This is a genomic window from Roseiconus lacunae, assembly GCF_008312935.1.
Taxonomy (GTDB): Bacteria; Planctomycetota; Planctomycetia; order Pirellulales; family Pirellulaceae; genus Stieleria; species Stieleria lacunae.
The window spans coordinates 1440967-1462926 of record NZ_VSZO01000001.1 but is presented as its reverse complement, the minus strand read 5'-3'; the positions used below and the strand labels follow the sequence as shown (position 1 = coordinate 1462926).

General features: G+C 55.5%; 19 protein-coding genes. 12 read left to right on the top strand and 7 right to left on the bottom strand.

The window, feature by feature from the left end; translation table 11 throughout:
- Positions 1-156: 156 nt before the first annotated feature.
- Entirely contained in the window at positions 157-963 is an 807-nt protein-coding gene (locus FYC48_RS05500) for a PEP-CTERM sorting domain-containing protein (RefSeq protein ID WP_149495583.1), read from the top strand.
- A 119-nt stretch (positions 964-1082) separates the two neighbouring features.
- Here FYC48_RS05500 and FYC48_RS05495 read toward each other — a convergent pair whose 3' ends face one another.
- Positions 1083-2012, bottom strand: a complete 930-nt coding sequence (locus FYC48_RS05495) for a LysR family transcriptional regulator (RefSeq protein ID WP_160149339.1) — start codon at positions 2010-2012, stop codon at positions 1083-1085.
- Between the two features lie 153 nt (positions 2013-2165).
- Here FYC48_RS05495 and FYC48_RS05490 point away from each other — a divergent pair, with 153 nt between their 5' ends.
- The 7 genes from FYC48_RS05490 to FYC48_RS05455 all read left to right on the top strand — a co-directional run bounded on the left by FYC48_RS05490 (position 2166) and on the right by FYC48_RS05455 (position 11384).
- Positions 2166-3467 (top strand): MFS transporter, encoded by a 1302-nt coding sequence (locus FYC48_RS05490; protein ID WP_149495581.1) that lies wholly within the window; start codon positions 2166-2168, stop codon positions 3465-3467.
- Positions 3464-5224, top strand: a complete 1761-nt coding sequence (locus FYC48_RS28315; RefSeq protein ID WP_235034084.1) for a cyclase family protein — start codon at positions 3464-3466, stop codon at positions 5222-5224. Before FYC48_RS05490 ends, FYC48_RS28315 begins: the two co-directional genes overlap by 4 nt.
- Entirely contained in the window at positions 5224-6513 is a 1290-nt protein-coding gene (otnK, locus tag FYC48_RS05475) for a 3-oxo-tetronate kinase (RefSeq protein ID WP_149495580.1), read from the top strand. Before FYC48_RS28315 ends, otnK begins: the two co-directional genes overlap by 1 nt.
- Positions 6510-7142: a 3-oxo-tetronate 4-phosphate decarboxylase gene (gene otnC / locus FYC48_RS05470; RefSeq protein WP_149495579.1), complete on the top strand. Its 633-nt coding sequence runs from the start codon at positions 6510-6512 to the stop codon at positions 7140-7142. Before otnK ends, otnC begins: the two co-directional genes overlap by 4 nt.
- A complete protein-coding gene (locus tag FYC48_RS05465; protein ID WP_149495578.1) occupies positions 7139-7447 on the top strand; it encodes a putative quinol monooxygenase in 309 nt (102 codons plus the stop codon). Before otnC ends, FYC48_RS05465 begins: the two co-directional genes overlap by 4 nt.
- Complete coding sequence (locus tag FYC48_RS05460; RefSeq protein WP_149495577.1) at positions 7444-8553, top strand: isocitrate/isopropylmalate dehydrogenase family protein; 1110 nt, start codon at positions 7444-7446, stop codon at positions 8551-8553. The genes FYC48_RS05465 and FYC48_RS05460 overlap by 4 nt, the downstream gene beginning before the upstream one ends.
- Before the next feature lie 134 nt (positions 8554-8687).
- A complete protein-coding gene (locus tag FYC48_RS05455) occupies positions 8688-11384 on the top strand; it encodes a DUF5060 domain-containing protein (RefSeq protein WP_235034083.1) in 2697 nt (898 codons plus the stop codon).
- A gap of 253 nt (positions 11385-11637) precedes the next feature.
- On the opposite strand, the gene FYC48_RS05450 is transcribed toward FYC48_RS05455, so the two are convergent.
- A complete protein-coding gene (locus FYC48_RS05450; RefSeq protein WP_149495868.1) occupies positions 11638-12069 on the bottom strand; it encodes a Fur family transcriptional regulator in 432 nt (143 codons plus the stop codon).
- Positions 12070-12107: 38 nt separating this feature from the next.
- On the opposite strand from FYC48_RS05450, the gene FYC48_RS28100 reads away from it, so the two are divergent.
- Positions 12108-12434, top strand: coding sequence for a hypothetical protein (locus FYC48_RS28100; RefSeq protein WP_200836538.1), 327 nt, complete (start codon positions 12108-12110; stop codon positions 12432-12434).
- Positions 12435-12521: 87 nt separating this feature from the next.
- Here FYC48_RS28100 and FYC48_RS28095 read toward each other — a convergent pair whose 3' ends face one another.
- Positions 12522-12911 (bottom strand): ArsR/SmtB family transcription factor, encoded by a 390-nt coding sequence (locus FYC48_RS28095; RefSeq protein WP_235034082.1) that lies wholly within the window; start codon positions 12909-12911, stop codon positions 12522-12524.
- Positions 12912-13349: 438 nt separating this feature from the next.
- Between FYC48_RS28095 and FYC48_RS05440 the strand changes: the two genes are divergently transcribed.
- Both FYC48_RS05440 and FYC48_RS05435 read left to right on the top strand, forming a co-directional pair.
- The gene (locus FYC48_RS05440) at positions 13350-14105 is read left to right on the top strand and encodes a choice-of-anchor M domain-containing protein (protein WP_149495867.1); all 756 of its coding nucleotides are present in this window, start codon (positions 13350-13352) and stop codon (positions 14103-14105) included.
- A 326-nt stretch (positions 14106-14431) separates the two neighbouring features.
- On the top strand, positions 14432-15385 hold the full coding sequence (locus FYC48_RS05435; protein ID WP_230775607.1) for a ZIP family metal transporter: 954 nt from the start codon (positions 14432-14434) through the stop codon (positions 15383-15385).
- Between the two features lie 101 nt (positions 15386-15486).
- Here FYC48_RS05435 and FYC48_RS05430 read toward each other — a convergent pair whose 3' ends face one another.
- From FYC48_RS05430 to pepT, 4 genes are all read right to left on the bottom strand, one after another.
- Positions 15487-17511, bottom strand: a complete 2025-nt coding sequence (locus FYC48_RS05430; RefSeq protein WP_235034081.1) for an ABC transporter ATP-binding protein — start codon at positions 17509-17511, stop codon at positions 15487-15489.
- Positions 17512-17784: 273 nt separating this feature from the next.
- On the bottom strand, positions 17785-18336 hold the full coding sequence (locus FYC48_RS05425; protein WP_149495574.1) for a SpoVG family protein: 552 nt from the start codon (positions 18334-18336) through the stop codon (positions 17785-17787).
- A gap of 30 nt (positions 18337-18366) precedes the next feature.
- Entirely contained in the window at positions 18367-19380 is a 1014-nt protein-coding gene (locus FYC48_RS05420; protein WP_149495573.1) for a 4-(cytidine 5'-diphospho)-2-C-methyl-D-erythritol kinase, read from the bottom strand.
- Between the two features lie 32 nt (positions 19381-19412).
- Positions 19413-20660 carry a peptidase T gene (gene pepT / locus FYC48_RS05415; RefSeq protein WP_149495572.1) on the bottom strand — a complete coding sequence of 416 codons (1248 nt, stop codon included), beginning with the start codon at positions 20658-20660 and terminating at the stop codon, positions 19413-19415.
- A gap of 328 nt (positions 20661-20988) precedes the next feature.
- Here pepT and FYC48_RS05410 point away from each other — a divergent pair, with 328 nt between their 5' ends.
- Positions 20989-21813 carry a 3'-5' exonuclease gene (locus FYC48_RS05410; RefSeq protein WP_149495571.1) on the top strand — a complete coding sequence of 275 codons (825 nt, stop codon included), beginning with the start codon at positions 20989-20991 and terminating at the stop codon, positions 21811-21813.
- The last annotated feature ends 147 nt before the right edge of the window (positions 21814-21960 follow it).

Genomic DNA, 21960 nt, shown 5'->3' with positions numbered 1-21960 from the left:
TCGCCGTTGTTTGCCTCCCACACGACAAATGCTGCCGAGACCAGAGCATTGAGAAAACCCCACTTGCTCATTCAATGGACCCTTGTCCACTAAGAGAGCCGATCGAGTTACCATCTGGGCTGTTTCACTTTAGTTAACTCCCCCGGTAGAGCCCCCATGAAACTCTCGCCCCACCTCACCCTTGCCGCCCTTGCTTGGGCCACCCTCACTCTGCCAGCTTCGGCAGGCGTCATGCATGACCAAAACGTGACGCCCGACGTAATTTTCGGCTCCGGAAACGTCAACGGATCCTTTACCGTCGATCGCAATAACGGTGTCGAACTCGGTATGCGTGGCAAACTGCGTCACAATGCCTCCGGAGCCCCGGAAAACACCTTCAACAGCAATGGCGATGGCACCTTCAGCTTTAACGCCGGCGTCGCCCCCACACAATCCTCTCCAACCGCAGAGTGGAGTGTTGAGTGGTCAATCAACACCAACTTCGACGGTACGAGCGGCTGGAATCTGAACGACCTGACGTACGAACTCGGCGTCGATTCGAACCCAACTTCGGCAACGACGTTTTCGACGTTTGACCCAATCTTCGGTGCAAATGGATCGGCAGGCTCACGCGTGCAATGGGATCATGCAATCGGAAATAACCTGACCGGAAACGGCGATGGGACCTCCATTCCAAATGCCAGCAACGACGAGCCCGGGTACGCGGACTTGATTGACCAAAACAACGTTGCCCAGCAATCTTGGAAAGCCCACTGGTACGGGATCTCTGGATTCGATCCAACGATTGACGGTACCTATGACTTCTACTTGGCTGCTTTCGATGACACGACCGAAGTCGCTCGTACGCAAATCCAAATCATCGTTGGCGCCGGTGGTGCCGTTGTGCCAGAACCGGGCACGATGTTGAGCTTCGCGATCATCGGACTGATCGGTTGCGGTCCGATGAGCCGCCGCCGTCGCTAGTCGATCCGTCGCTAGTCGATTTGTAGGCTTTTCGGCACGTCCTCGCCGCTGATCGAAAGACGCATTCGCCGCGATGATCGGCTGACGAGGACAGTCGCAATCTTCTTTCTAAAACAGGGTTATATCGAGCCGTGCTGATCGATCAGGGAAAGCGTCTGAAGTAATCCCGCGATCGAATCGGGCGCTCGATACCCTGTTCGGGTGCAGGCCACCACGTAAACCTTGCCCATCTCTTTAGCCAACGACTTGGTCGTCAACGATTTCACCAGCCAACCGCTGGGGAGTCCCGCGACAATGCCGACACCGAGCCCCGCGCGGACACACGCGATCGTGGCCGCGCTGTTGTCTGTTTCGGCGCGAATTTGTGGTTCCGTTTCACAACCGCTGCGCACCATCCATTGGTTGAACTCCCGGCGAACGATCGTTTGCGGATGTCCCAGTACCAGCGGTTGGCGTAGCAGGTCTTTGATCGTCAGACGATTTCGTTTGGACAGTGAATTTCTCCGCGAAATCACCGCGAGGTATTCAATCTCGTAAAGCCGCCGGATCGTGATGCCGTCGAGTCTTGCCTCGCGGAACGGCTCGATCATCAATGCCAGGTCAGCCTGGTTTTCGACCACCATCTGCTGGGCCGTTTGGTTGTCCGCGGTCATCAAGCGCAGCCGGATCGACGGATAAGACCGGACGAACGCTTGCAGCGGTCCGTCAAGTTCTTCGAGCATCATGCGGACACCGACGACGATGCGAATCTCCTTCGGCTCGCCCGATTCCTGTTCATGAAGGCACACGAAACTGCTGTGGATCGACTCCAGCATTGGCGCCAGGTGTTTGTACAACGTCTCCGCCGCCGGCGTCGCCACGATTTTCTTTCCCCGACGATCAAACAACGTCGCCTGATACGTTCGCTGCAACACGCGAATTTGCTCCCAAAGCGTCGTCGAAGTCGTGTCTAGTCGGCGAGCCGCCTCGGCATAGCTGCCACATCGATACACCTCGCAAAACGTTTGCATCTGCTGAACGGTCAACTTCGTCGCGTCAAACTGGGGCATCATATTCGTCCGAAATTTATGAACAATCGTTCGACATTATACAATGGAAACCGATGACGGAGGATCCTAGAATTTGCCCTTCAGGTTCTCGATGGGAGCAGATCCTTCCGTTGAGATGGGCCGAAGGTAATCTGCTACACGAGTGACAAGCCAATGCGCTGGCTGATCATCCTTTCGACGTTCTTGCTTTCCGTGCTGTTGTACGTCGATCGCGTTTGCATCTCGGTCGCCAAAGATGCGGTGGTTTCGGACTTGCATTTCAGCGACAAACAGATCGGCTGGGTGTTCAGCGCCTTTGCGCTCGGCTACGCCTTGTTCCAAACTCCTAGCGGTTGGCTGGCGGATCGTTTGGGACCACGCAGGGTTTTGACATTGATCGTCGCGGGTTGGTCGATCTTCACGGGACTGACCGCGGCGGCGAATCAATTTTTGACGATGCTCCTGGTCCGTTTTCTGTTCGGTGCTGCCGAAGCGGGCGCCTTTCCAGGGATGTCACGGGCGGTGTTTTCATGGATCCCGATGAACGAGCGGGGACGGGCCCAAGCGATCAACTTCTCCGGTTCTCGAATCGGGGCGGCGTTGACCTTGCCCATCATTTCGTGGTTGGTTGTCCGGTACGGATGGCGTGTTACGTTTGTCGTGTTGATGATCACCGGATTGGTTTGGGCGATCGGCTGGTTGTTGTTCTTTCGTGATGACCCGGCGGACGCCGGTTGGCTGAGTGAAACCGAACGTGATCATATCTTGGAGACTCGCCAAGCAACCTCATCTGAAGACTCTGCCGAGCAGCGTTCCCTATCAGCGACGGTGCTACTGACGTCATCAAATATGCCTCGGTTGTGTGCCCAATACTTCGCGTCCAATTTCATGTTCTTCTTTGCGTTGACTTGGTTTTTTCCGCAAATGAAAGAACGCTACGACCTGACAGGAGTCCAAGCGAGTTTGTTCGCGGCGGCCCCGTTGCTGTTCGGTGCGATCGGATGCTGGGTATCAGGGTTTTGGATGGACCGTCTGTATTCCTCCGGGCATTGGGTACGATCGCGCCGACTTCCCGCGATTGCCGGCTTTTGCTTTGCCGCGATCGGTATCGTTGCCAGTGCCCATGCGTCGACGCCGCTCGCATCATCGATGTGGTTTAGTCTTTGCATCTTTGGCGCCGACATGACCTTGCCTCCATCATGGAGTGTCTGTGTGGATATCGGCCGGAAAGCCTCCGGTGTGGTCTCCGGCACGATGAACATGGCGGGTAACGTGGGTTCGTTTCTGACGAGTTTGGCGTTCCCGTACATGTTGGAATGGACCGGATCACCGCTTCCCTACTTTTATCTGGCATCAGTCCTTAGTGTGGTCGCGGTCATCATGTGGATGTCGATCGATCCGACACATCCCATCACACCGGCGCCGGTTGCGACGCCGAACGATTCAGTCTCCTCGACGGAGGAATCAGCAGTATGAAACGCGGACTATTGATCGGTGCGGGCTATTTCAGTCACTTTCATCTGGATGCTTGGAAGCGTCTGCCGGGTGCCGAGATCATCGCCGTTTGCGACGTTGAATTGGAAAAGGCCCGTCAAGCAGCCGACGAATTCGACATCGAATCGGTCTTCGACGACGTTGACAAAGCCTTGCGTCAAACGAAAGTTGACTTTGTTGACATCGCGACCGGCCCCAGTGGTCGTATCGAATTGATGCGGCAAGTCCTTGACCATTCGGTCGCTGTGATCTGCCAAAAACCACTCAGCCATACGTATGAAGGTGCGTGTGAACTGGTCGACATGGCGACAAGGCATCCCGCGCCAGTGATGGTACACGAGAACTTTCGATTCCAACCTTGGTATCGCGAGATTCACCGGATCATCGAGAGTGGTGTGATCGGTGATCGTATCGTCAACCTTTCGATGCGAACCCGAATGGGCGACGGCTGGGGTGACGATGCGTATCTCGATCGCCAGCCCTACTTTCGCACCATGCCACGGCTACTGGTTCATGAAACAGGTGTCCATTTCATCGATACGTTTCGGTACTTGGCCGGAGAACCGATCGATTGCTTCGCCGAACTGCGTCGACACAATTCGGTGATTGTGGGAGAAGACGCCTGCCATTTGCGACTGCATTTTCGCGGCGGTGCCGTCGCAACCTGGGACGCCGATCGCTACCACGAAAGCCTGTCCGATCAGCCTCGGTACACGTTCGGCGAACTGCTCGTTGAAGCCGACGGCGGCAGCCTTTGGCTCAACAACGAAGGCGAAATCACTCTGAAGCCGCTCGGTCGATCGGCGGAACGCCACGACTACCAACCTTCGACATCGGGATTCGCTGGTGATTGCGTCTTCGCCTGCCAGCAACATTTTCTCGACGTACTCGAAGGCCGGGTGGAGTGCGAGACGTCACCACAAGAATACCTTAAAACCCTGCGGGTGGTCGAAGCGGCCTACGAATCTCATCGGACCGGGCAAGTGGTCGCGTTGTCTGATTCTGCTTCGATGAACGATTCCCCGAATGTCATCAAAACTTCAGGACGTGTTGTCGACCTAAGCCTGCCTATCTCTCCGGCGATGCGAGGGGTTTCGATCGATTCCGCCAAGCGATTAGAAACGGATGGTTGGAATGCGACTAACCTGAGTTTGTATTCTCATGCCGGGACACACATGGACGCGCCTCGGCACTTTCTTCCGGAAGGGGCGACACTAGAACAGCAAGACCTATCAGTCTGTGTCGGCCCCGCTCGTGTGATCGATCTCACACCGATTGAGCCCAAGCAGCCAATCACCGTCGACGAATTTCAAAGAGCGGCCGGCGAGGTCGCTCCGGGTGAACGACTGTTGCTGCGGACCGATTGGTACCATCGTTACGGCACGCCCGATTACCGCGATGCCCTACCAAGAATCTCGATCGAACTGGCCCAATGGTTGGTCGCACATCGAGTGGCGATGATCGGGGTCGAGCCACCTTCGGTTGCCGACGTGAATCATGCAGTCGAATTGACCGAGGTGCACCAAACGCTGTTCCGTGGAGGAGTCTTGATTGTCGAAGGACTTGCACACCTAGATCAATTGACACAACCAATCGTTCAGTTTATCGCACTGCCGCTACCCATCGTCGGCGGTGACGGTTGTCCCGTTCGTGCGATCGCGATCGAGACACCATCCCCGCCATCGCTAGCGAACGAGCCAACGCTGACTGAACTCAATCAGATCGAAGGCGACGCGTGATGAAAACTCGCCTTGGCTGCATCGCCGACGACTACACCGGTGCGACGGACCTTTCATCAATGCTCGCCCGAACTGGCTTGCGCGTGATCCAACTATTCGGTGTCCCCGAAGTGGCTGGGCGCCCCGACCATGTAGGTTTTTCGGACGAGGTCAATCGAGATGCGATCGACCAAGCTGACATCGTCGTGGTCGCTTTGAAATCTCGCTCGATTCCGGCTGACGAAGCGGTGAAATACTCGTTGGGCGCTCTCTCGTTTTTGCAGCACCAAGGGTTCGACCGGCTGTTCTTCAAATATTGCTCGACGTTCGATTCCACCCCACAAGGCAACATCGGCCCCGTCGCCGACGCGCTCGCCGATCGACTCGGGTGTGACCAAGTCGTCTTTTGCCCTTCGTTTCCGGAGAATGGCCGAACGGTCTATCAAGGTCATCTGTTCGTCGGCGATCAATTGCTTTCCGAAAGCAGTATGCGTGAGCATCCGCTCAACCCGATGACCGACAGTTGCTTGGTGCGATGGCTGCAGTCTCAATCGCAACGTCCGGTCGGTCGACTGGGCCGAAGATCCGGGTTACCCGAAGGTCGGCAACACGTAGTCGCCGATGCGATTGACGACGATGACTTGCGACATATCGCGCGACAAACACGCGAGCATCGATTGCTGACCGGTGGATCGGCTATCGCAAGGTACTGGGCAGAAGAGATTGTTTCTTGTCCCGATCGGAACGCGCATCAAAACCATGGCGAAACCGAAACGAACAATGGGCCGTTAGCGGGGCGAACGGTGGTGCTGGCGGGTAGTTGTTCCGCGGCCACTCGTCAACAAGTCGCCTTGTTTCGCGAAACATTCCCCGTCTTTGATCTTCCACTGAAAGAGCCGAGCGTCGATGTCGAATCGGAACGCGCCTGGCATTGGACCCAGGCTCAATGGAACTCGATCAAGAACGATACTCCGGTGCTGATCACGTCGGCGTCGATCCCCAATGCCGTCTCGGATCTCCGGCGCCGTCTTGGGGAAAATGAAGCGGCGAATTTCGTCGAGGCAGTCTTTGCATCACTGGCCGAAAAGTTTGTCGAGTCGGGCGTGCAAAATCTTGTCGTCGCCGGCGGTGAAACTTCAGGCGCGATTGTCAATCGTCTGAAAATTTGCGGCGTCCGTATTGGTTGTGAAATCGCGCCGGGTGTCCCACGTGTGTTCCCGATCCAACACCCCGAGATGTCGTTGGTGCTAAAAAGCGGAAACTTCGGGTCGGAGCGTTTTTTCTTCGATGCGATCGGGAGAAACTCGTGAGCGAACGTGAACTGCGAGAACAGATGGCGATGCACGGCAAATCGATGTTTGACCGTGGCCTGACGATGGGAAGCAGCGGCAACCTGAGTGTCAAACTACCGGACGGGTACCTTGTCACGCCAACGAATTGCTGCTTGGGTCGCTTGGACCCAGAAGCAATTTCGCGTTTGGATTCGGTCGGCAATTTGATCAGTGGCAAGCCGCCTTCGAAAGAAGCATTTTTGCATTTGGCGTATTACGGTGCCCGCGAACAGGAACGCGCGGTGGTTCATTTGCATTCGACCTACTCGGTCGCGCTCAGCTGCCGGGCGGACCTTGATACCGACAATGTGTTGCCGCCGGTGACGGCCTACTTTGTGATGCGTGTCGGTCGGCTTCCCTTGGTGCCGTACTTCGCTCCCGGTGACGACCAGCTTGCCGAGGCGGTCGCGAAGACGGTCCGGACAAGCCGTGGTGCGTTATTGGCCAACCACGGTCCCGTGATCGGTGGCCGTGACCTCGACAACGCCGTCTATTCGATCGAAGAGCTTGAAGAGACGGCAAAACTTTATTGGATGCTCCAAGGAACTTCGACACGATTCCTGACAAGCGAACAAGTCCACCAACTCAATGAACGATTCCCACAATGAAACACCCGTCCTTTGCCATCGCGGTCACCTTTGAAATCAAACCGGAACATCGTGACGCATTTTTGCAGCGAGTCTTACAACAAGCGAGTGATTCGGTACGTCTGGAAGACGGCTGTTTTCAGTTTGACGTGCTCGTCGATGAAGACAATCCGAACATCGTCTTTCTATACGAAACCTACGCCGATGCGGCCGCCTTTGACACTCACCGTGCGACCGATCACTTCGCGGACTTCAGCCAACAAGTCGCCGATTGGGTAGCGTCCAAAACGCTGCGTCGACTCGTCCTACAGGAAACGCCTTCATGAACCAGTACTCCATCGCCGCGCTACCAGGTGACGGCATCGGTCCAGAATGTCTCGACGCCACGTTGCATGTTCTCGATCGAATTCAATCGCTCCATTCGGTTCGTCTGACACTTGATCGATACGAAGCCGGTGCGGAACACTTTCGCAAGCACGGGGTCGCTCTCCCAGAGGATGTCTTGCGAGGTTGCCTTGATGCGGACGCCGTACTCTTGGCCGCGATCGGTCTTCCCGATGTTCGCAAGCCAGACGGGACGGAAGTCCAACCAGAAATGATGATGGGGTTACGCCGCGCACTCGGTCTCTACGCCGCCGTCCGTCCGGTGAAACTTTATCCCGGAGTCGACTCGCCGTTGACGACCGCCTCGGCGGGAATTGACATGGTCATTTTGCGTGAGAACCTGGAGGGACTTTTTGCCTCCTTCGGTGGCGGATGTCAGTTGAATGATCAGTTGGCAACGGACACGATCGTGATCACACGCGAAGGCACACGGCGAGTCGTCGAATACGCTTTCGAACTATCGCGTCGCCGTCAGGGTCGCCCCAGCGACGGTCGGCGACAAGTCACTTGCGTGGACAAGGCGAACGTGTTTCGTAGCTTCGCGTTCTTTCGCAAAGTCTTCCAAGAGATTGCCGACGTGAACCCCGACGTGGATTCGAACGCGGTATATGTCGATGCGATGAGTCTTTACATGGTGACGTCTCCGAGTGAATGGGATGTCCTCGTGATGGAAAATCAGTTCGGCGACATCTTGTCGGATCTCGGGGCGGCTTTGGTCGGAGGACTCGGCCTAGGTCCTTCCGCCGAGATCGGCGAACAACATGCGCTCTTTCAACCGTCACATGGCTCCGCGCCTCAACTTGCCGGTAAGAATGTCGCCAATCCGCTGGCAACGATTCTCTCGGCAGCGATGATGCTCGATTGGTTGGGTCATCGCCATGATGATGACAATGCCAAACAAGCTGCGCAAACGATCGAGCACGCCGTCATGACCGTTTTGAAAGAACGCGATGTCCGGACAGCCGATCTTGGAGGCACATCTTCCACCGAAGACGTCGCCAACGCAGTCGCCGATGCGATCCCAGTCACCCAGCCATCCCCCTCCTGATTGTTCTTCCCATTCGAGCCTCATGCGCTAGCGTCATGTCTGCGTCGCCATCAACATGTCGAAAAACAAGACCCGCCGCTAGCGCCGTCGGCTCACCATCGCTGAACCTTCCCTACCACTCGGAGCCTCTGTCAATGAACCGTTTGTCGATCCGTGCCGTTACGCTGTCGATGGCGCTCGCCGTCGGCGCGGGGACCGCTACCGCAAAAGACGCCAGCCAACCGACCGCGACCCCCGATTTGATCTTTGCCGAAGTCGATGGCTTGGTGTCCGTCGAAGCCGAACACTTCACCAGCCAAACCCACACCGAAAAGCGAAAGTTCTATCACACGACCGAGAATTCTGTTCCTAAGATCTCTCCCGATGGCGACCCAGCCCATGTCGCCGGTGCTTCTGCGGGTTCGTATCTAGAAATCCTTCCAGACAGCCGACGTAATCATTCTGAAAAGCTGATCCACGGCGAAAACTTTTCCAATCAACCCGGCAAAGCTGCCGTGTTGACGTATCGGGTTCATTTCCAAAACGCCGGTCGCTACTACGTCTGGGTCCGCGCTTACAGCAGCGGATCGGAAGACAACGGTCTGCACGTCGGCCTGGACAATACCTGGCCAGAAAGCGGTCAACGGTTGCAGTGGTGCCAAGGCAAACACACATGGCGATGGGAAAGCAAACAACGGACGGCCGAAAACCACTGCGGTGAGCCCTACAAGATTTATCTGGACATTGATGAGCCCGGCGTGCATTCGATCCACTTTTCGATGCGGGAAGATGGTTTCGAGTTCGATAAATGGTTGATGACCAAGGACCGAATGTTTGCCCGTCCAAGCGACGTCGGTCCCGACTCGGTGGTCTACGAAGGACACGCCCCAGAACCGCTTCCATTCATTGCGGCGAAAACTACGCCGAACGAACCAAACAAGTCGCAAGCCTCGGCTGATAAAGTCGATCGGTCGACAAGTCCGACCAAACCGTCCAGTGAACTTCCTTTGCAGACACCCCGTGGTGAAAACGGTGACGGAAAAGTCGTCGTCAGCGGCGAACAAAAGGTTTGGCATAAGATCACGCTGACTCAAAACGGGCCCTTTGCCCACGAAAAGGATAACGCGCCCAATCCGTTCACGGACCATCGGATGTCGGTCACGTTTTCGCATACCGACGGAACCCAATACACCGTGCCTGGCTACTTCGCCGCCGATGGCGAGGCCGCGAACAGCTCGTCAGAAAGTGGCACGTCGTGGCGAGCCCATTTCGCTCCCGATCGCGTGGGCGAGTGGAATTGGAAAATCTCATTCCACTCGGGCACAGACGCCGCGATCGCGGAACACTCCGATGCCAAGCCGCTGCGTCCCTACGATGGCGTGAGCGGAAAACTAAGCGTCGCCGAGAGCGATAAATCGGGACGAGACCTCCGCGCCCACGGACGTCTCGCTTACGTCGGCAAGCACTACCTACAACATTTGGGGTCGGGAGAATACTTTATTAAAGCCGGCGCCGATGCGCCGGAGACACTGCTCGCCTTCGCGGACTTCGACAACACACTTGCGGGCAATCCAAAGAAGGCTCCTTTGAAGACATGGCAGCCTCATGTTGGAGACTGGCAACCCGGTGATCCGACTTGGCAAGACGGCAAAGGCAAAGGCTTGATCGGTGCGATTCGATATCTGTCTGGAAAGGGCTGCAATGTCTTTTCATTCCTGACGTACAACGCCGGTGGTGACGGCGACAACGTTTGGCCGTTCGTTCATCGCGATGACAAGATGCATTACGATTGCAGCAAACTTGACCAGTGGGGCATCGTGTTCGACTATGGCACCCGCCAGGGCATGTACTTGCACTTCAAGATGCAAGAAACCGAAAACGATGATCACACGCGTGGTACCGGGAAACAGTCCTTCGTTCCCGAATCGTTGGATGGCGGAAACCTTGGGCCACAACGTCGCTTGTATTGTCGTGAATTGATCGCTCGATTCGGCCACAACCTGGCGCTCAACTGGAATCTGGGCGAAGAAAACACCCAAACCCACGACCAGCAAGTTGCGATGATCGACTATATCGCCGAGCTAGATGCGTACGATCACAACATCGTCATTCATACGTATCCCGGCTGGCAAGATCGAGTTTACAAACCACTGCTTGGTGATCAGTCCCAACTGACCGGTGTATCACTACAAAATTCCGATTTGGAATCGACCCACGCGCAAACTGTTAAATGGGTCGAAGCGTCCGCGCAGGCCGGTCGCCCGTGGGTTGTCGCATTCGACGAATCTGGTAGCGCTGCCCACGCCCAATGTCCCGACTTAGGATACAAAGGGTTCGACGGCCGAGACCGCAACGGCAAGTATGCTTACGACGAACACAAGGTACGGAAGCAGACTTTATGGGGTCATCTAATGGGAGGTGGCGCCGGCAATGAATACTACTTCGGTTACCAGTTCGATGAAAACGACATCGTTTGCGAAGACTGGCGAAGTCGCGATCGAAGCTGGGACTACTGCCGACACGCCTTGTCGTTCTTTCGCGACAATGACATCCCATTCTGGGAAATGAAGAATGCAGATTCGTTGATCGGCAACACCGAGCACGATCACTCAAAATACTGTTTTGCCAAAGCGGGTGAACTGTATTTGGTGTACTTACCCGAAGGTGGCGATCAGACACTGGATCTCAACGACGCGAAAGGACGCTTTCGCATTAGCTGGTTCAATCCACGAACCGGCGGCGAACTGAGCCAGGGTGACGTGACAGAAGTCAGCGGCGGTTCGGCCGTTTCACTTGGCAAGCCACCGGCCGACGCAGATCAGGACTGGCTTGCAGTCGTTCGCAAGCAGTAACGAGCGGGCAGTAGCGCAACGACTCGGTCGACTGACATGCGGCGGTGCCACTCACCGCCGCATGTCATCTCAAGCGATCGTTTATTGTCGCCGGAGTCTGCCGGTATCACTCTAGATCCGTCCCAACCAAAGGTTCGGTTCGACTCATCAGCCGACGGCGTTAGCCCCAGTTATTGTAACGAAACGGCGGCCAACGCCAAAATCGAGAGGTTAACGAAGCGTTAGCCGAAGGAACCACATTCGTGAACGAAGCTTACTTGCACTTGTTGCAGCGTCCGCGAAGCAAAATCTCGACGACTTCACCGACTTTGTCGCTCTCACGAAGGCTGCCGGCGGTTAGCTTCACGTTGTCGAGACAAGACACGGCCCCACAGACGGTACAGAGGAAATGTGGGTGAGAATCTTTTCCGACCTCACCGGGTCGGATTTCTTCGAACCGATAAACGTGGTCTCCTAACTCGGTACGACGCAAGAGACCGGCCTCGGTCATGTCGTTCAAGTTTCGAAAGGCCGTCGCTTTGTCCACACCGACATCGTCAAGTTCTTGAGCGACATCGGCATGCGTCATCGGCGTCGTCGCTTCACGCAACAATCGCAAGGTGGCCATTCGTGCCGGCGTCGCCCGTAAGCCGGCCGCACGAATGTCGTTACGAATTGATTCGGTACTGGTAGGAGAAACGCTCATCATATCGATATCGGTTAGCTAACGACCGAAATGGGGCCATGGTCGTCACAGTGATCGCCGTGTGGGTGATGCAAGTGACCGTCGACAAGATAGTCAATGTGGTCGCCGTGCGGGACGGGTTCATGCCCACAGCCGGGACCGTGAACGTGACCGGAATCATGACAGCCGCATTGATGTGCCGGGGTGCAACGGTCGGGGTTGGTGTCACTAACTTCGATGCGATGCTCTACAACGGCGCCGTCGTCATTGACGTGATGCAGGTGACCATCGTGCAGATAGTCAACATGATCACCATGCTGGATGCCGGTGTGTTCGCAATCGGGGCCGTGCTGGTGGTCGTGATGATCGTGTGTCTGACTCATTGAAATCTCTCCGATCGAAAAGGTGGGAACCCTCGCGTTTCGTCCCTGCACCTCGGTCAGGATGCCGGTTCGGATCGCGACGGCGGTTTTTCAGGAGTCTTCCATCGCGTGCATGACCCCGTTGGTCACCAATCGCGAAATGTGTCCGTCGGCCAAGCTGTAGTACACATGCTTGCCCTCGCGTCGCGACCGGACAATCCGCTCGCTTTTCAGGACACGCAACCGTTGAGAGATTGCCGGTAGCGGTTCGCCCAAAGCTTCCGCTAATTCTGACACACAGCAGGAGCGTGCCTCGAGCATGATCAACAATCGCAATCGCTGTGGATCACCGAGGGCACGAAAGATCGCCGCCGCCCGCTCGCAAGCGGACGCGTCAAAACGCATCGGTTGGTGCTCGTGATCGCCGCCACAACAGGTCGGCGAATCATCATCGGCCGATACGACGCTTGCGTTTTGGGGAAGCTCTTTGGGTGAAACCATGCCGGACACCACTAACAGTTAAAAGACTGTGCAAGTATAGGATTGTCATCACGCCTGTCAAGCAATCCCGGATTTCGCCTCTCCCGACGCTTCTGGAGTCGCATTCGCGTCACCCCGGCTCCAACGAGCGATTCCCCCCACCAATTAATCCTCCCGCATTCCCGAAGTCGATTCAGCCAAGAACTTCAGCAAAAACCAACCTTACTGCAATTGCAACTTCATTGCACAAAAATTGTGGGGCATTAGACTCAGGGGAATCGAGTTGACCGACCCCCGTCGTGTAACGGCGTGGTCAAAGGCGACATCGATTTCGGCTGTTGCTGAGTTTTGTTTTCAGGATTCAGCGTTTCCAAATTCAAGCGGTTGAGGGCCTCGGTCGCCGATCGACATCGAAGCGGACGAATCCCTTGATTGAATCAGTTTTTCAAGGAACTAGAGATGAAGCGTCTCATCACAAAATCGTTGCTTGCGTCAATTGCGAGTGCGATCTGCGTGCTCGCCGGAAATGCGTCGGCTGCAACCGTCAATGAGTATTTTGTTGACCACGGTGACATCGGTATTGCTTACGAAGACAATGAACTGGAACTTCATTACCATTTCGAAGATGGCTTCAATGGCGTCGGCCCTGAGGTGGAGTTTGAACCCAATGAAGTCTACATCCGTGTCAGTGATGCCGCGAAGTTGACGACAACGAACGACCTCGGATTCCTCGGCACGACGGCCGGAGATGAAATCTGGATATTGCCACAAGGCAACACGGGTCCTTCGGGTGCCGGCAGCTTAGGCGTTCCGTTTGTTGGGCTTGCGACCGAGGAGCTGGACAGCACGGACTTTATTTCAGTCGATCTTTCGATGACCAACTTCAATGGACCTGGAGAGTTCGCATTGTGGCAATTCGGTACGTTTGGCCCCAATGTGTTCTTTCAATCAGTCGATGGAATTAGCTCGGCAGATAATCTCAATCTCGGAATCGGTATTCACGACCACGCCAATTTTGGATTCACCGAGGAAGGGATCTATGAAATTGAGCTGACCGCGACCGGCAATCTTACCGGTGGCGGTACCGTCGTTGATGTCGGAACGTTCACGTTTGCTGTCGGCAACGTAGCGGCCGTCCCTGAGCCAGGCAGTGTTGCAGCGCTCGTTTCGTTGTCTTTGGTCGGTGCATGCGTCCGCCGTCGACGTAAGTCCTAACGTTCTGCGAGCGGCGTGACGGACAGAACTCGACGCCCCTCGCTTATACGGTCTTCGACCTATTGTTTGACGTTCGACCATGCCGTCTCCCAATGAGCGAGCGGGCTCCCCATCGCAAAGGGGGCCCGTCCGCAGGTTCGGCTTCGGCATCCAACGCAGTGTCACTCTCAGTTGACTCTGCTCGGCGGCACCCGCAAACCGTTGTCGATCCCTTCTGAAGGATACATCTTCATTCCGCCGAGCCATCGGATGCGGGGAGGCTGCTGCCTCGGGTGTCGGTCATATGCAATCAGATTGCAGCGCGTTAAACTCAGATGATGAACGTGTTGCTCCTTCTCGTAGTCTATTGCTGCCTGATCATCACCGTCTCGTTGGCCGGAGGCAGGCTGTCGTCGCTGCTGCGCATGACGCACTTGCGGACTCAGCTGTTGATGAGTGGCGTCGGCGGACTGATGCTCGGCATCGCGATGTTGCACCTCCTGCCCCACGCCACCGAAATTCTGGGTTCTGCGTCCCAGGCTGGCACCGGAGCATTGGCGGGCTTGGTGGCAATGTTTTTAATGGTGCGATTGTTTCATACACATGACCATGGCGTCCCGGCTGTCGAGAGTGATGACGAATCGGCCGGAAATGAAACTCATCAACACTCCTGTGGTCATGATCACCATCACGACCACGGCGATTCGGCAAAAGGGATCAGTTGGTTCGGCCTGTTTTTTGGGTTGCTGCTCCACACGCTCGTCGATGGAATCGCGTTATCGGCCAGTGTGATGGCCGAGGTCGATCACGGCGCGTGGCTGGGATTGGGTGGATTTGGCACCTTCCTGGCGGTCGCCCTCCATAAGCCGCTGGACGCATTTGCGATCACGTCGGTGATGAATCGCCAACGTTGGTCCGATCGATCGCAATGGATCGCTAACTTCGCCTTTTCGCTTGCCTGTCCGGTCGGCGCATTCGCGTTTTACTTTGGCGTCAGTGAGTGGATCGATCACCCTGCAATGCTCGGTTGGGGCCTTGCCGTGTCGGCCGGCTTTTTCATCGGGATCGCACTTGCCGACCTGTTGCCCGAAGTCGCATTTCACGATCACGATCGAGGCAAACTGACGGCCACGTTCTTATTGGGAATCGCGATCGCGGTCGGCATCGAGAACCTTCCGGGGCATTCGCACGATCACGGACCGGCCGATCAAGGAGACGCTCACGCGGAATCAGACGACCACAATCACGATCATCACAATCACAGCAACCACGGACACGACCACTCAGATCACCAACACTGAGCCTTGTTCAAAACGTCTGAACCGAAGCGGCAAGAACCTGTGAGGAAAAGCGGACACCGCCCCTCGAATGCCCAATAGCGAGCAACACCGATGTGCCTTTGCTAGGCGGCATTGCGATTTTCGTTTCCGCAGAGGCTGCGATAAAACCGATTCGTATGCTGTAGTTCGTCGTGATGGCCCTCCGCCGCGACGCGGCCTTGTTCAATCACGATAATACGGTCGGCGAGCGCGAGCGTACTGGCACGATGCGTGATCATCACACCGGTTCGGCCGACGAGGAACTGACGAAGTGCCTGATGGATCAGCCGTTCGCTTTCCAAATCGATTTGGCTAGTCGCTTCATCAAGGATCAAGATATCTGGGTTCCGCAAAAAGGCTCGAGCTAAAGCCAAACGCTGCATTTGGCCGCCGCTCAAACGCATTCCATCGGCCCCCAATCGTGTCTGATAGCCATGCGGTGTCTTGTTACGGATAAAGTCATCGGCGAAGGCTAGCTTGGCCGCACGGATGACGTCGTCATGACTGGCCGCGGGGCAGCCGTAACGAAGATTGTTTTCGATCGTCTCTTCAAAGACCACCGTCTGCTGCGTGACCAGTGCCATTCGCTTGCGTAGGTCTCGCGTTCGCAATTCGTTCAACGGAACGTCGTTTAGTTTAACGTGTCCCGCTTGGGGATCATCGAAGCGACAAAGCAAACTGACGATCGTACTCTTTCCGCTTCCGTTTGGACCGACGATCGCGACCGTTTCACCATGAGGGATGTTCAGATCGATGCCACGAAGCACCTGGGGACCAGAAGGGTACCGGTATTGAACGTCATCAAATTGAACGACCGTGTGCGGCCGAGCAACCGTCTTTGCGTGTTTGGGTTCTCGGACGCGATTGTCCTGGTCAACGATCTCCATCACCCGATCTGCGGCAGCAATCCCACGCTGCAATCCACTCCACACGTCGGCCAATTTGCGTGCCGGGTCGGAGGCACCGATCAGAAAACTGAAAAACAAGAATACCTGGCCTTGTTGAAGAGGTTCGACCGTGATTTGCAAACCAAACAGGTGCGTTCGCCCCGTTAAAACCAAATAGCCTCCGGCCAGGATCGCGAGTGAAACGGTGGTGATCCCCATCATCTCCGTCGTTCCACGAGCGAGCGTATTGTAGAACTCCATTTTTAGGCTGCGATAATAGTACGTAAAGCTGCCCTGGCGCAATCTGGCTCGTTCGAAGGCTTGCGTGTTCGATGCCTTGATCAATCGAATGCCTGAAAACGAATCGTTCAGCATGCCGTATAGCTGGCTCATTTCCTCCATCGCACGGCGGCTCGCGAGCCGAATCGCGCGGCTCAATTTTTGCATCACCAATCCCAACAAAGGGGTCACGACAAGCACCAACAAGAGCAAGCGTGGGCAGACGAATGCCGCGCCGATCAAACATCCAATGAGCTTTAGCGGTTCGCGCGTCATCTTGCCGAGCAACGTCGAAACGCCCGCCCCCACTAACGCCACGTCGTTAGTCAGCCGAGCGGTTAAATCGGCCGAGCCGTTTTCGCCGAATTTGTCGAGATCGAGGTGAAGTGCTTTGCGAAAAAACAACTCGCGAAGATCGATCGAAGTCCGCCCCGCGACATACTGAACCCACATCATGTTGGCAACGAGCGCGATCAACTTGAGCGCCGTTCCGATCACCAAAAAGCTCAAGATGGCAAGTAACGTTCCGAAAGGTGTCGCCGGCGCGTAGGCCGCAATGTAGGGCTGGGCAACAGCGTACCAATAGGCACGGGTTGTCTGACGGGCTAGTTGATCGCGAAGTTGCCCCGCATCTGTGTCGTCGCCGTGGTCGGCGAGTTGCTGTTCAAGTTCGATGATGCGAGCCGACGAAGCTTGGATCGATTCGTCAACATACTCTTGGACTGATTTCCCAGCGAAAACGATGTCGACCATCGGTAACACCGCGCTGATATTCGCGCTCCATAAAACCGCGATCGCGAGTGACGATACGACGATGCCGATCATTGCCCCCCATCTTCGGCAAGCAATTCGAAGCACTCGGCTGAACGGGCGACTCATCAATCCTTTCATGGTCACGGCAAGCATCAAATCGGGAAAGCAGCGTCTTAAGCAGTTGAACATGAATGATTCGGCTTAAGTCATTTCACTCTCCCACTGGGAGAGTCGGGCCTTCAGGCCCGGAGAGGGCACCCTCCCCGGCCGTTTGCTCGTCCAACCTTCCCGTAAGTAGGAGGGTGCTATCCAGATGCTCAAACCCAAAGACTCGTGTTTACCTGCTTAGAGTGCTTTTAGCAGGAGACCCATTGAGCGGCCAGATCGGTATCGGGGCATCGCCAATGACGAACAATCGGCCGACATTTCCGGACGCGTGTCGTTAATAAAACGATTGCCGAGTTAAAAGATGCCGGCGCCAAAATCATCGTCCTTTTGGGCGGCCGTTTCGGAAGGACGATTTGGAACCGGACGTTGTTTCGGTGCACTGGGTTGCTTGTGGCCTTGATCGATAATCGCCGTTTCGACGTCCTCACCCGCATCGGAGAATTCGTCATCGTAGCGAGAACGATACCCCGGCTGATTGTAGCGGCTCAGTTCGGCTTCGAATTCGTCGATCACCGCGTCTTGGATCAGTTCGCGACAAGCACTGTTGATCGGATGAGCCACGTCGGCATACAGTTTTTGCGGTGAATCCAGCAAACCTTCACTATCGAAGGAAAGCTTTGCGCCGCAATGATTGCAGTAATTGGCGCGCAGATGATTCTTCTGGTGGCATCGATCGCAGTGCCCCGTCAGTTTGCGACTGGGCATGGCAACGAAGGGCCCGTTGGAACCATCAATGATCTTCAGGTCGCGAACGACGAAGCATCCATCGATGGTGATTGAGCAAAACGCTCGCAGTCGATCTTCGGATGACTCCATGAGCTTGATTCGGATCTCCGTGATTTCCACGATCTCAACTCCCTCTCTGATGTCGTCGCTTTAACTTGGATCGATTTCGATGGTCGCGGCCGCTGCAACACTCCGTGTCGCGCGCCAAAGCGCCGGAACGGATTGGTTCGCTCGAAGCTGTTTCAATGCCGTTTGCGCGAACTCCGCATCACGTGCAATCCCAAAACATGCTGACCCACTACCAGTTAGTTGACACGGTTGGAGACCACTTTTCCACAGGGATTCCAACAATTCACTCAGCTCCGGTCGAATTTCTAAAGCCGGTTCGCTCAGCCGATTGATCATCAACGATGTTAGATCTTCTAACGAATTAGCGCGCAGTGACGCAAGAAAGCCTTTCGAAGAGATCGGCTCGGCGGGCACACGAAGCCTGCCATAAACGTCTTTTGTCGCAAGGCTCGCCGGTGGATACCCGACAACGAAAAAAAGATCTGTGCGCATGTCAACTGGCTGAAGAATCTCACCACGCCCAGACGCATGGCACGCCCTCGGCCGACGTGTCGTCTCGCCATTCGTTGAGGCCGAAGCTATCTGAGAAACAGGCGGCAACGGTAAGAAAAACGGCACATCGCTGCCAATCGAAGCCGCAATCTCGTGCAATCCGTCGTGATCACTGGAAAACTGGTGAATTTGGGCAGCACAGCTAATTGCGTGGGCGGCGTCACTGCTCGCCCCACCCATCCCGGCGCCGGCAGGGATCCGCTTTCCCAACTCGACCCGGAATCCCGACTCGATTTGAAAACGTTTTCGAAACACCTGCAGGGCCGCGACGACAAGGTTGCGCCCGTCTTCGGGGATTGCCAGCAATTGTTTCGCTTCGACGCTCTGCGGATCGATCGCAAGTTCGCTTGCGATCGTTTCGAGCGAAGGCAGCCAATGCGCGGACAACTCAACGACAGGCTCTTCGATCGATTCGACCGACAATTCATCACAAAGGTCAATCGCGGTCATGACCGTATCGATTTCGTGAAAGCCGTCTTCGCGTTTGGCAGGGATTTCAAGGAACAGATTCAGTTTCGCAGGCGGCGAGGTCCGGACTTTCATGGGGCGTTATCAAGAGGAATCGTCACGACGTATTAGCGACGTTGCTGTGACCAGAGTTTCAATAGTTCGACAAGGTGATCGCCTGCGGAGATCATTTCATCAAGGCAGGCGAACTCGCGGATGCTATGGATATTGTGTTGACCGCTGGAAAGGTTCGGTGTCGGCAGTCCTTTCTCGGTCAAGACACTTCCGTCGGTCCCGCCACGAATGATCTCTTTTTTGTAAGGGCGGCCAAGGTTCTCGAACGCTTTGACGGCCAAGTCGATCGACTCGGGTAGCTTGGCCAGTCCATCGCCAAGGTTGCGGTACTGTTTGTGTGTGTCAACGATGACTTTCAGTCCCGGCCAATCGCTTTCGACGGATTTGGCGATTGCCTTGAGCCGATCGGCATAGCCCGGTAGGTCGGCCGTATCAAACGATCTCAGGATCAGATTCAGTGTGACTTCGCCGACTTGGCCGGTGATTGTGTTGGCATGAATAAACCCTTGTCGACCTTCGGTGGCTTCAGGAGAGTCTGAATCGCGTGGAAGCGCGGCGATAAAGTCGGCCGCACCACGAAGGGCGTTCACCATTCGGCCCTTTGCGATCGACGTATGAATGCTATCGCCAACGAAATGTACCGTGGCCCCATCGGCAGAGAATGTTTCCACGTCGATGATGCCTTCGCCGCCACCATCGAGCGTATAAGCGACGTCGGCGGCAAGTTTGTCGAGATCGATCTTGTCGGTCCCGTGGCCGATTTCTTCGTCGCAGGTAAACACCAACTTCAGTTCACCGTGCGGCAGATGGGGGTTCTCGATCAGCGTGTGCGCGACTTCGGCGATGATCGCAACTCCAGCCTTGTCGTCGCCGCCGAGCAGCGTTGTACCGTCAGTGGTAATCAGTGTTTTGCCGACCAGGTTGACGAGTTCGGGGCAAGTTTTCGGCGTGATTACTTCGCCACTTTCGAGTTGGATCTCACCACCGTCATAAGACTCGACCACGTTCGGGCGGACGCGGTCGCCGGGGGCATCCGGTGACGTATCCATGTGGGCAAGCAGGGCGACGACTGGCAAGTTTTTTGCATCCGCCGTTGCCGGAATCGTGGCATAAACCAGACCATGTTCGTCTTGATGAACGTCGACGGCGGACATCTTGGAAAGCTCTTGTGCCAAGAGTTTGCCTAATTCACGCTGGCCTTCGCTGCTGGGGTAGCCGTCGCTTGTCGGGTCGGCAGTCGAAGCGATTTGGACGTACCGTAGAAAGCGATCCAAGAGTCGTTGACGGTTCAATAAGGACATGGTTGCGGAAATTTCGGGTCGTGAAGTAGGATCGATCGGACAATGCCGTGCGGCGGCCAGACTTTTTTTAGGGTACGGACTGTCTTCAGGGTATGTCGGGACGGTCAACCAAGCTGTAACGGCACTCGCAGGCGTCTGCCGGGTATCTTATGCGCAGGACCAAGATATGATGGCAACGGCGAACAGCCGGTTGTTTTTCTGCCGAAGTACTCTGGAAAATCGTGTTTTTCCCGAGCGAGAGATGAGGGCCGAATCTCAACCAGCTAAGAAACGTTGCGAAATGATTCGCGAAATGATTCGATTGCGGTGAAGGTTTCGGTGGATTTGGATGCCTGAAGAAGTTTCCCATTTAGTTTTCGATTGCGAAAGTATCGCCGACGGCAACTTAATCTCAAAAGTTCGCTACCCCGGCGAGATGCTGTCGGCCAGCGATGCGATCGCGCGATACCAGGAAGAACTGTTCGAACAAAAAGGCTCGACGTTCATTCCACATACCTTTCAAGTCCCGATCGCGGTGGTGATCGCAAAAGTCGACCGAGATTTCAGACTGCTGGACATCGTCTCGCTGGACGAGCCGAACTTTCGCAGCCACGTGATCACGGCACATTTTTGGAAGGGCTGGGAAGTTTATAAGCGGCCGCAGTGGGTGACGTTCAATGGGCGATCGTTCGATCTACCACTCATGGAACTGGCCGCGTTTCGCTATGGCATTTCGATCCCGGCTTGGTTTTCCAACGAAGGCTATCGGTCGCCAAGGAATCGATACAGCGTCGATTCGCATTTGGACCTGCAAGACTTGCTCACCAATTTTAGCGCCGTTCGCTTCAACGGCGGATTGAACTTGGCGACCAAAATGCTGGCGAAACCTGGCAAGATGTCGGTAACCGGGGATCAGGTTCAGCAGCAATACGACGACGGTGACCTGGTCGGCATCAGTGACTATTGTCGCTGCGACGTACTCGACACGTACTTTGTCTTTCTTCGCGCGATGGTCTTGCATGGAAAGTTAACGCTCGAACGCGAAGTTGAACTGGTTGCTTCGACGAAGCAGTGGATCGAGAAAGGGGCGTGTGATTGCAAAGCCTATGAGACCTATCTAGAGCACTGGCAGGATTGGGTCGATCCATGGGAAAATGAAGTCGCCGAAACTTAGCGATGAGTTCCATTTTAGAATACAAGGTCGACTCATCAGCCGACGGGCGTTTGCCCCGGTTTCAAATGTGGATGAAGCACGAGTGCTACGTCTAGACGAAATAATCGGGGTCGACTCATCAGCCGACGGGCGTTTGCCCCGGTTATT

Excerpts from the sequence above, each read along its gene's own strand:
- otnK (WP_149495580.1), top strand. The coding sequence starts at position 5,224 with ATGAAAACTCGCCTTGGCTGCATCGCCGACGACTACACCGGTGCGACG.
- FYC48_RS28315 (WP_235034084.1), top strand. The coding sequence starts at position 3,464 with ATGAAACGCGGACTATTGATCGGTGCGGGCTATTTCAGTCACTTTCAT.
- FYC48_RS05465 (WP_149495578.1), top strand. The coding sequence starts at position 7,139 with ATGAAACACCCGTCCTTTGCCATCGCGGTCACCTTTGAAATCAAACCG.
- FYC48_RS05410 (WP_149495571.1), top strand. The coding sequence starts at position 20,989 with ATGCCTGAAGAAGTTTCCCATTTAGTTTTCGATTGCGAAAGTATCGCC.
- FYC48_RS05450 (WP_149495868.1), bottom strand. The coding sequence starts at position 12,069 with ATGAGCGTTTCTCCTACCAGTACCGAATCAATTCGTAACGACATTCGT.
- FYC48_RS05420 (WP_149495573.1), bottom strand. The coding sequence starts at position 19,380 with ATGAAAGTCCGGACCTCGCCGCCTGCGAAACTGAATCTGTTCCTTGAA.
- FYC48_RS28100 (WP_200836538.1), top strand. The coding sequence starts at position 12,108 with ATGGTCGTCACAGTGATCGCCGTGTGGGTGATGCAAGTGACCGTCGAC.
- FYC48_RS28095 (WP_235034082.1), bottom strand. The coding sequence starts at position 12,911 with ATGGTTTCACCCAAAGAGCTTCCCCAAAACGCAAGCGTCGTATCGGCC.
- pepT (WP_149495572.1), bottom strand. The coding sequence starts at position 20,660 with ATGTCCTTATTGAACCGTCAACGACTCTTGGATCGCTTTCTACGGTAC.
- FYC48_RS05495 (WP_160149339.1), bottom strand. The coding sequence starts at position 2,012 with ATGCCCCAGTTTGACGCGACGAAGTTGACCGTTCAGCAGATGCAAACG.
- FYC48_RS05460 (WP_149495577.1), top strand. The coding sequence starts at position 7,444 with ATGAACCAGTACTCCATCGCCGCGCTACCAGGTGACGGCATCGGTCCA.
- FYC48_RS05490 (WP_149495581.1), top strand. The coding sequence starts at position 2,166 with ATGCGCTGGCTGATCATCCTTTCGACGTTCTTGCTTTCCGTGCTGTTG.
- FYC48_RS05455 (WP_235034083.1), top strand. The coding sequence starts at position 8,688 with ATGAACCGTTTGTCGATCCGTGCCGTTACGCTGTCGATGGCGCTCGCC.
- FYC48_RS05430 (WP_235034081.1), bottom strand. The coding sequence starts at position 17,511 with ATGTTCAACTGCTTAAGACGCTGCTTTCCCGATTTGATGCTTGCCGTG.
- FYC48_RS05500 (WP_149495583.1), top strand. The coding sequence starts at position 157 with ATGAAACTCTCGCCCCACCTCACCCTTGCCGCCCTTGCTTGGGCCACC.
- FYC48_RS05440 (WP_149495867.1), top strand. The coding sequence starts at position 13,350 with ATGAAGCGTCTCATCACAAAATCGTTGCTTGCGTCAATTGCGAGTGCG.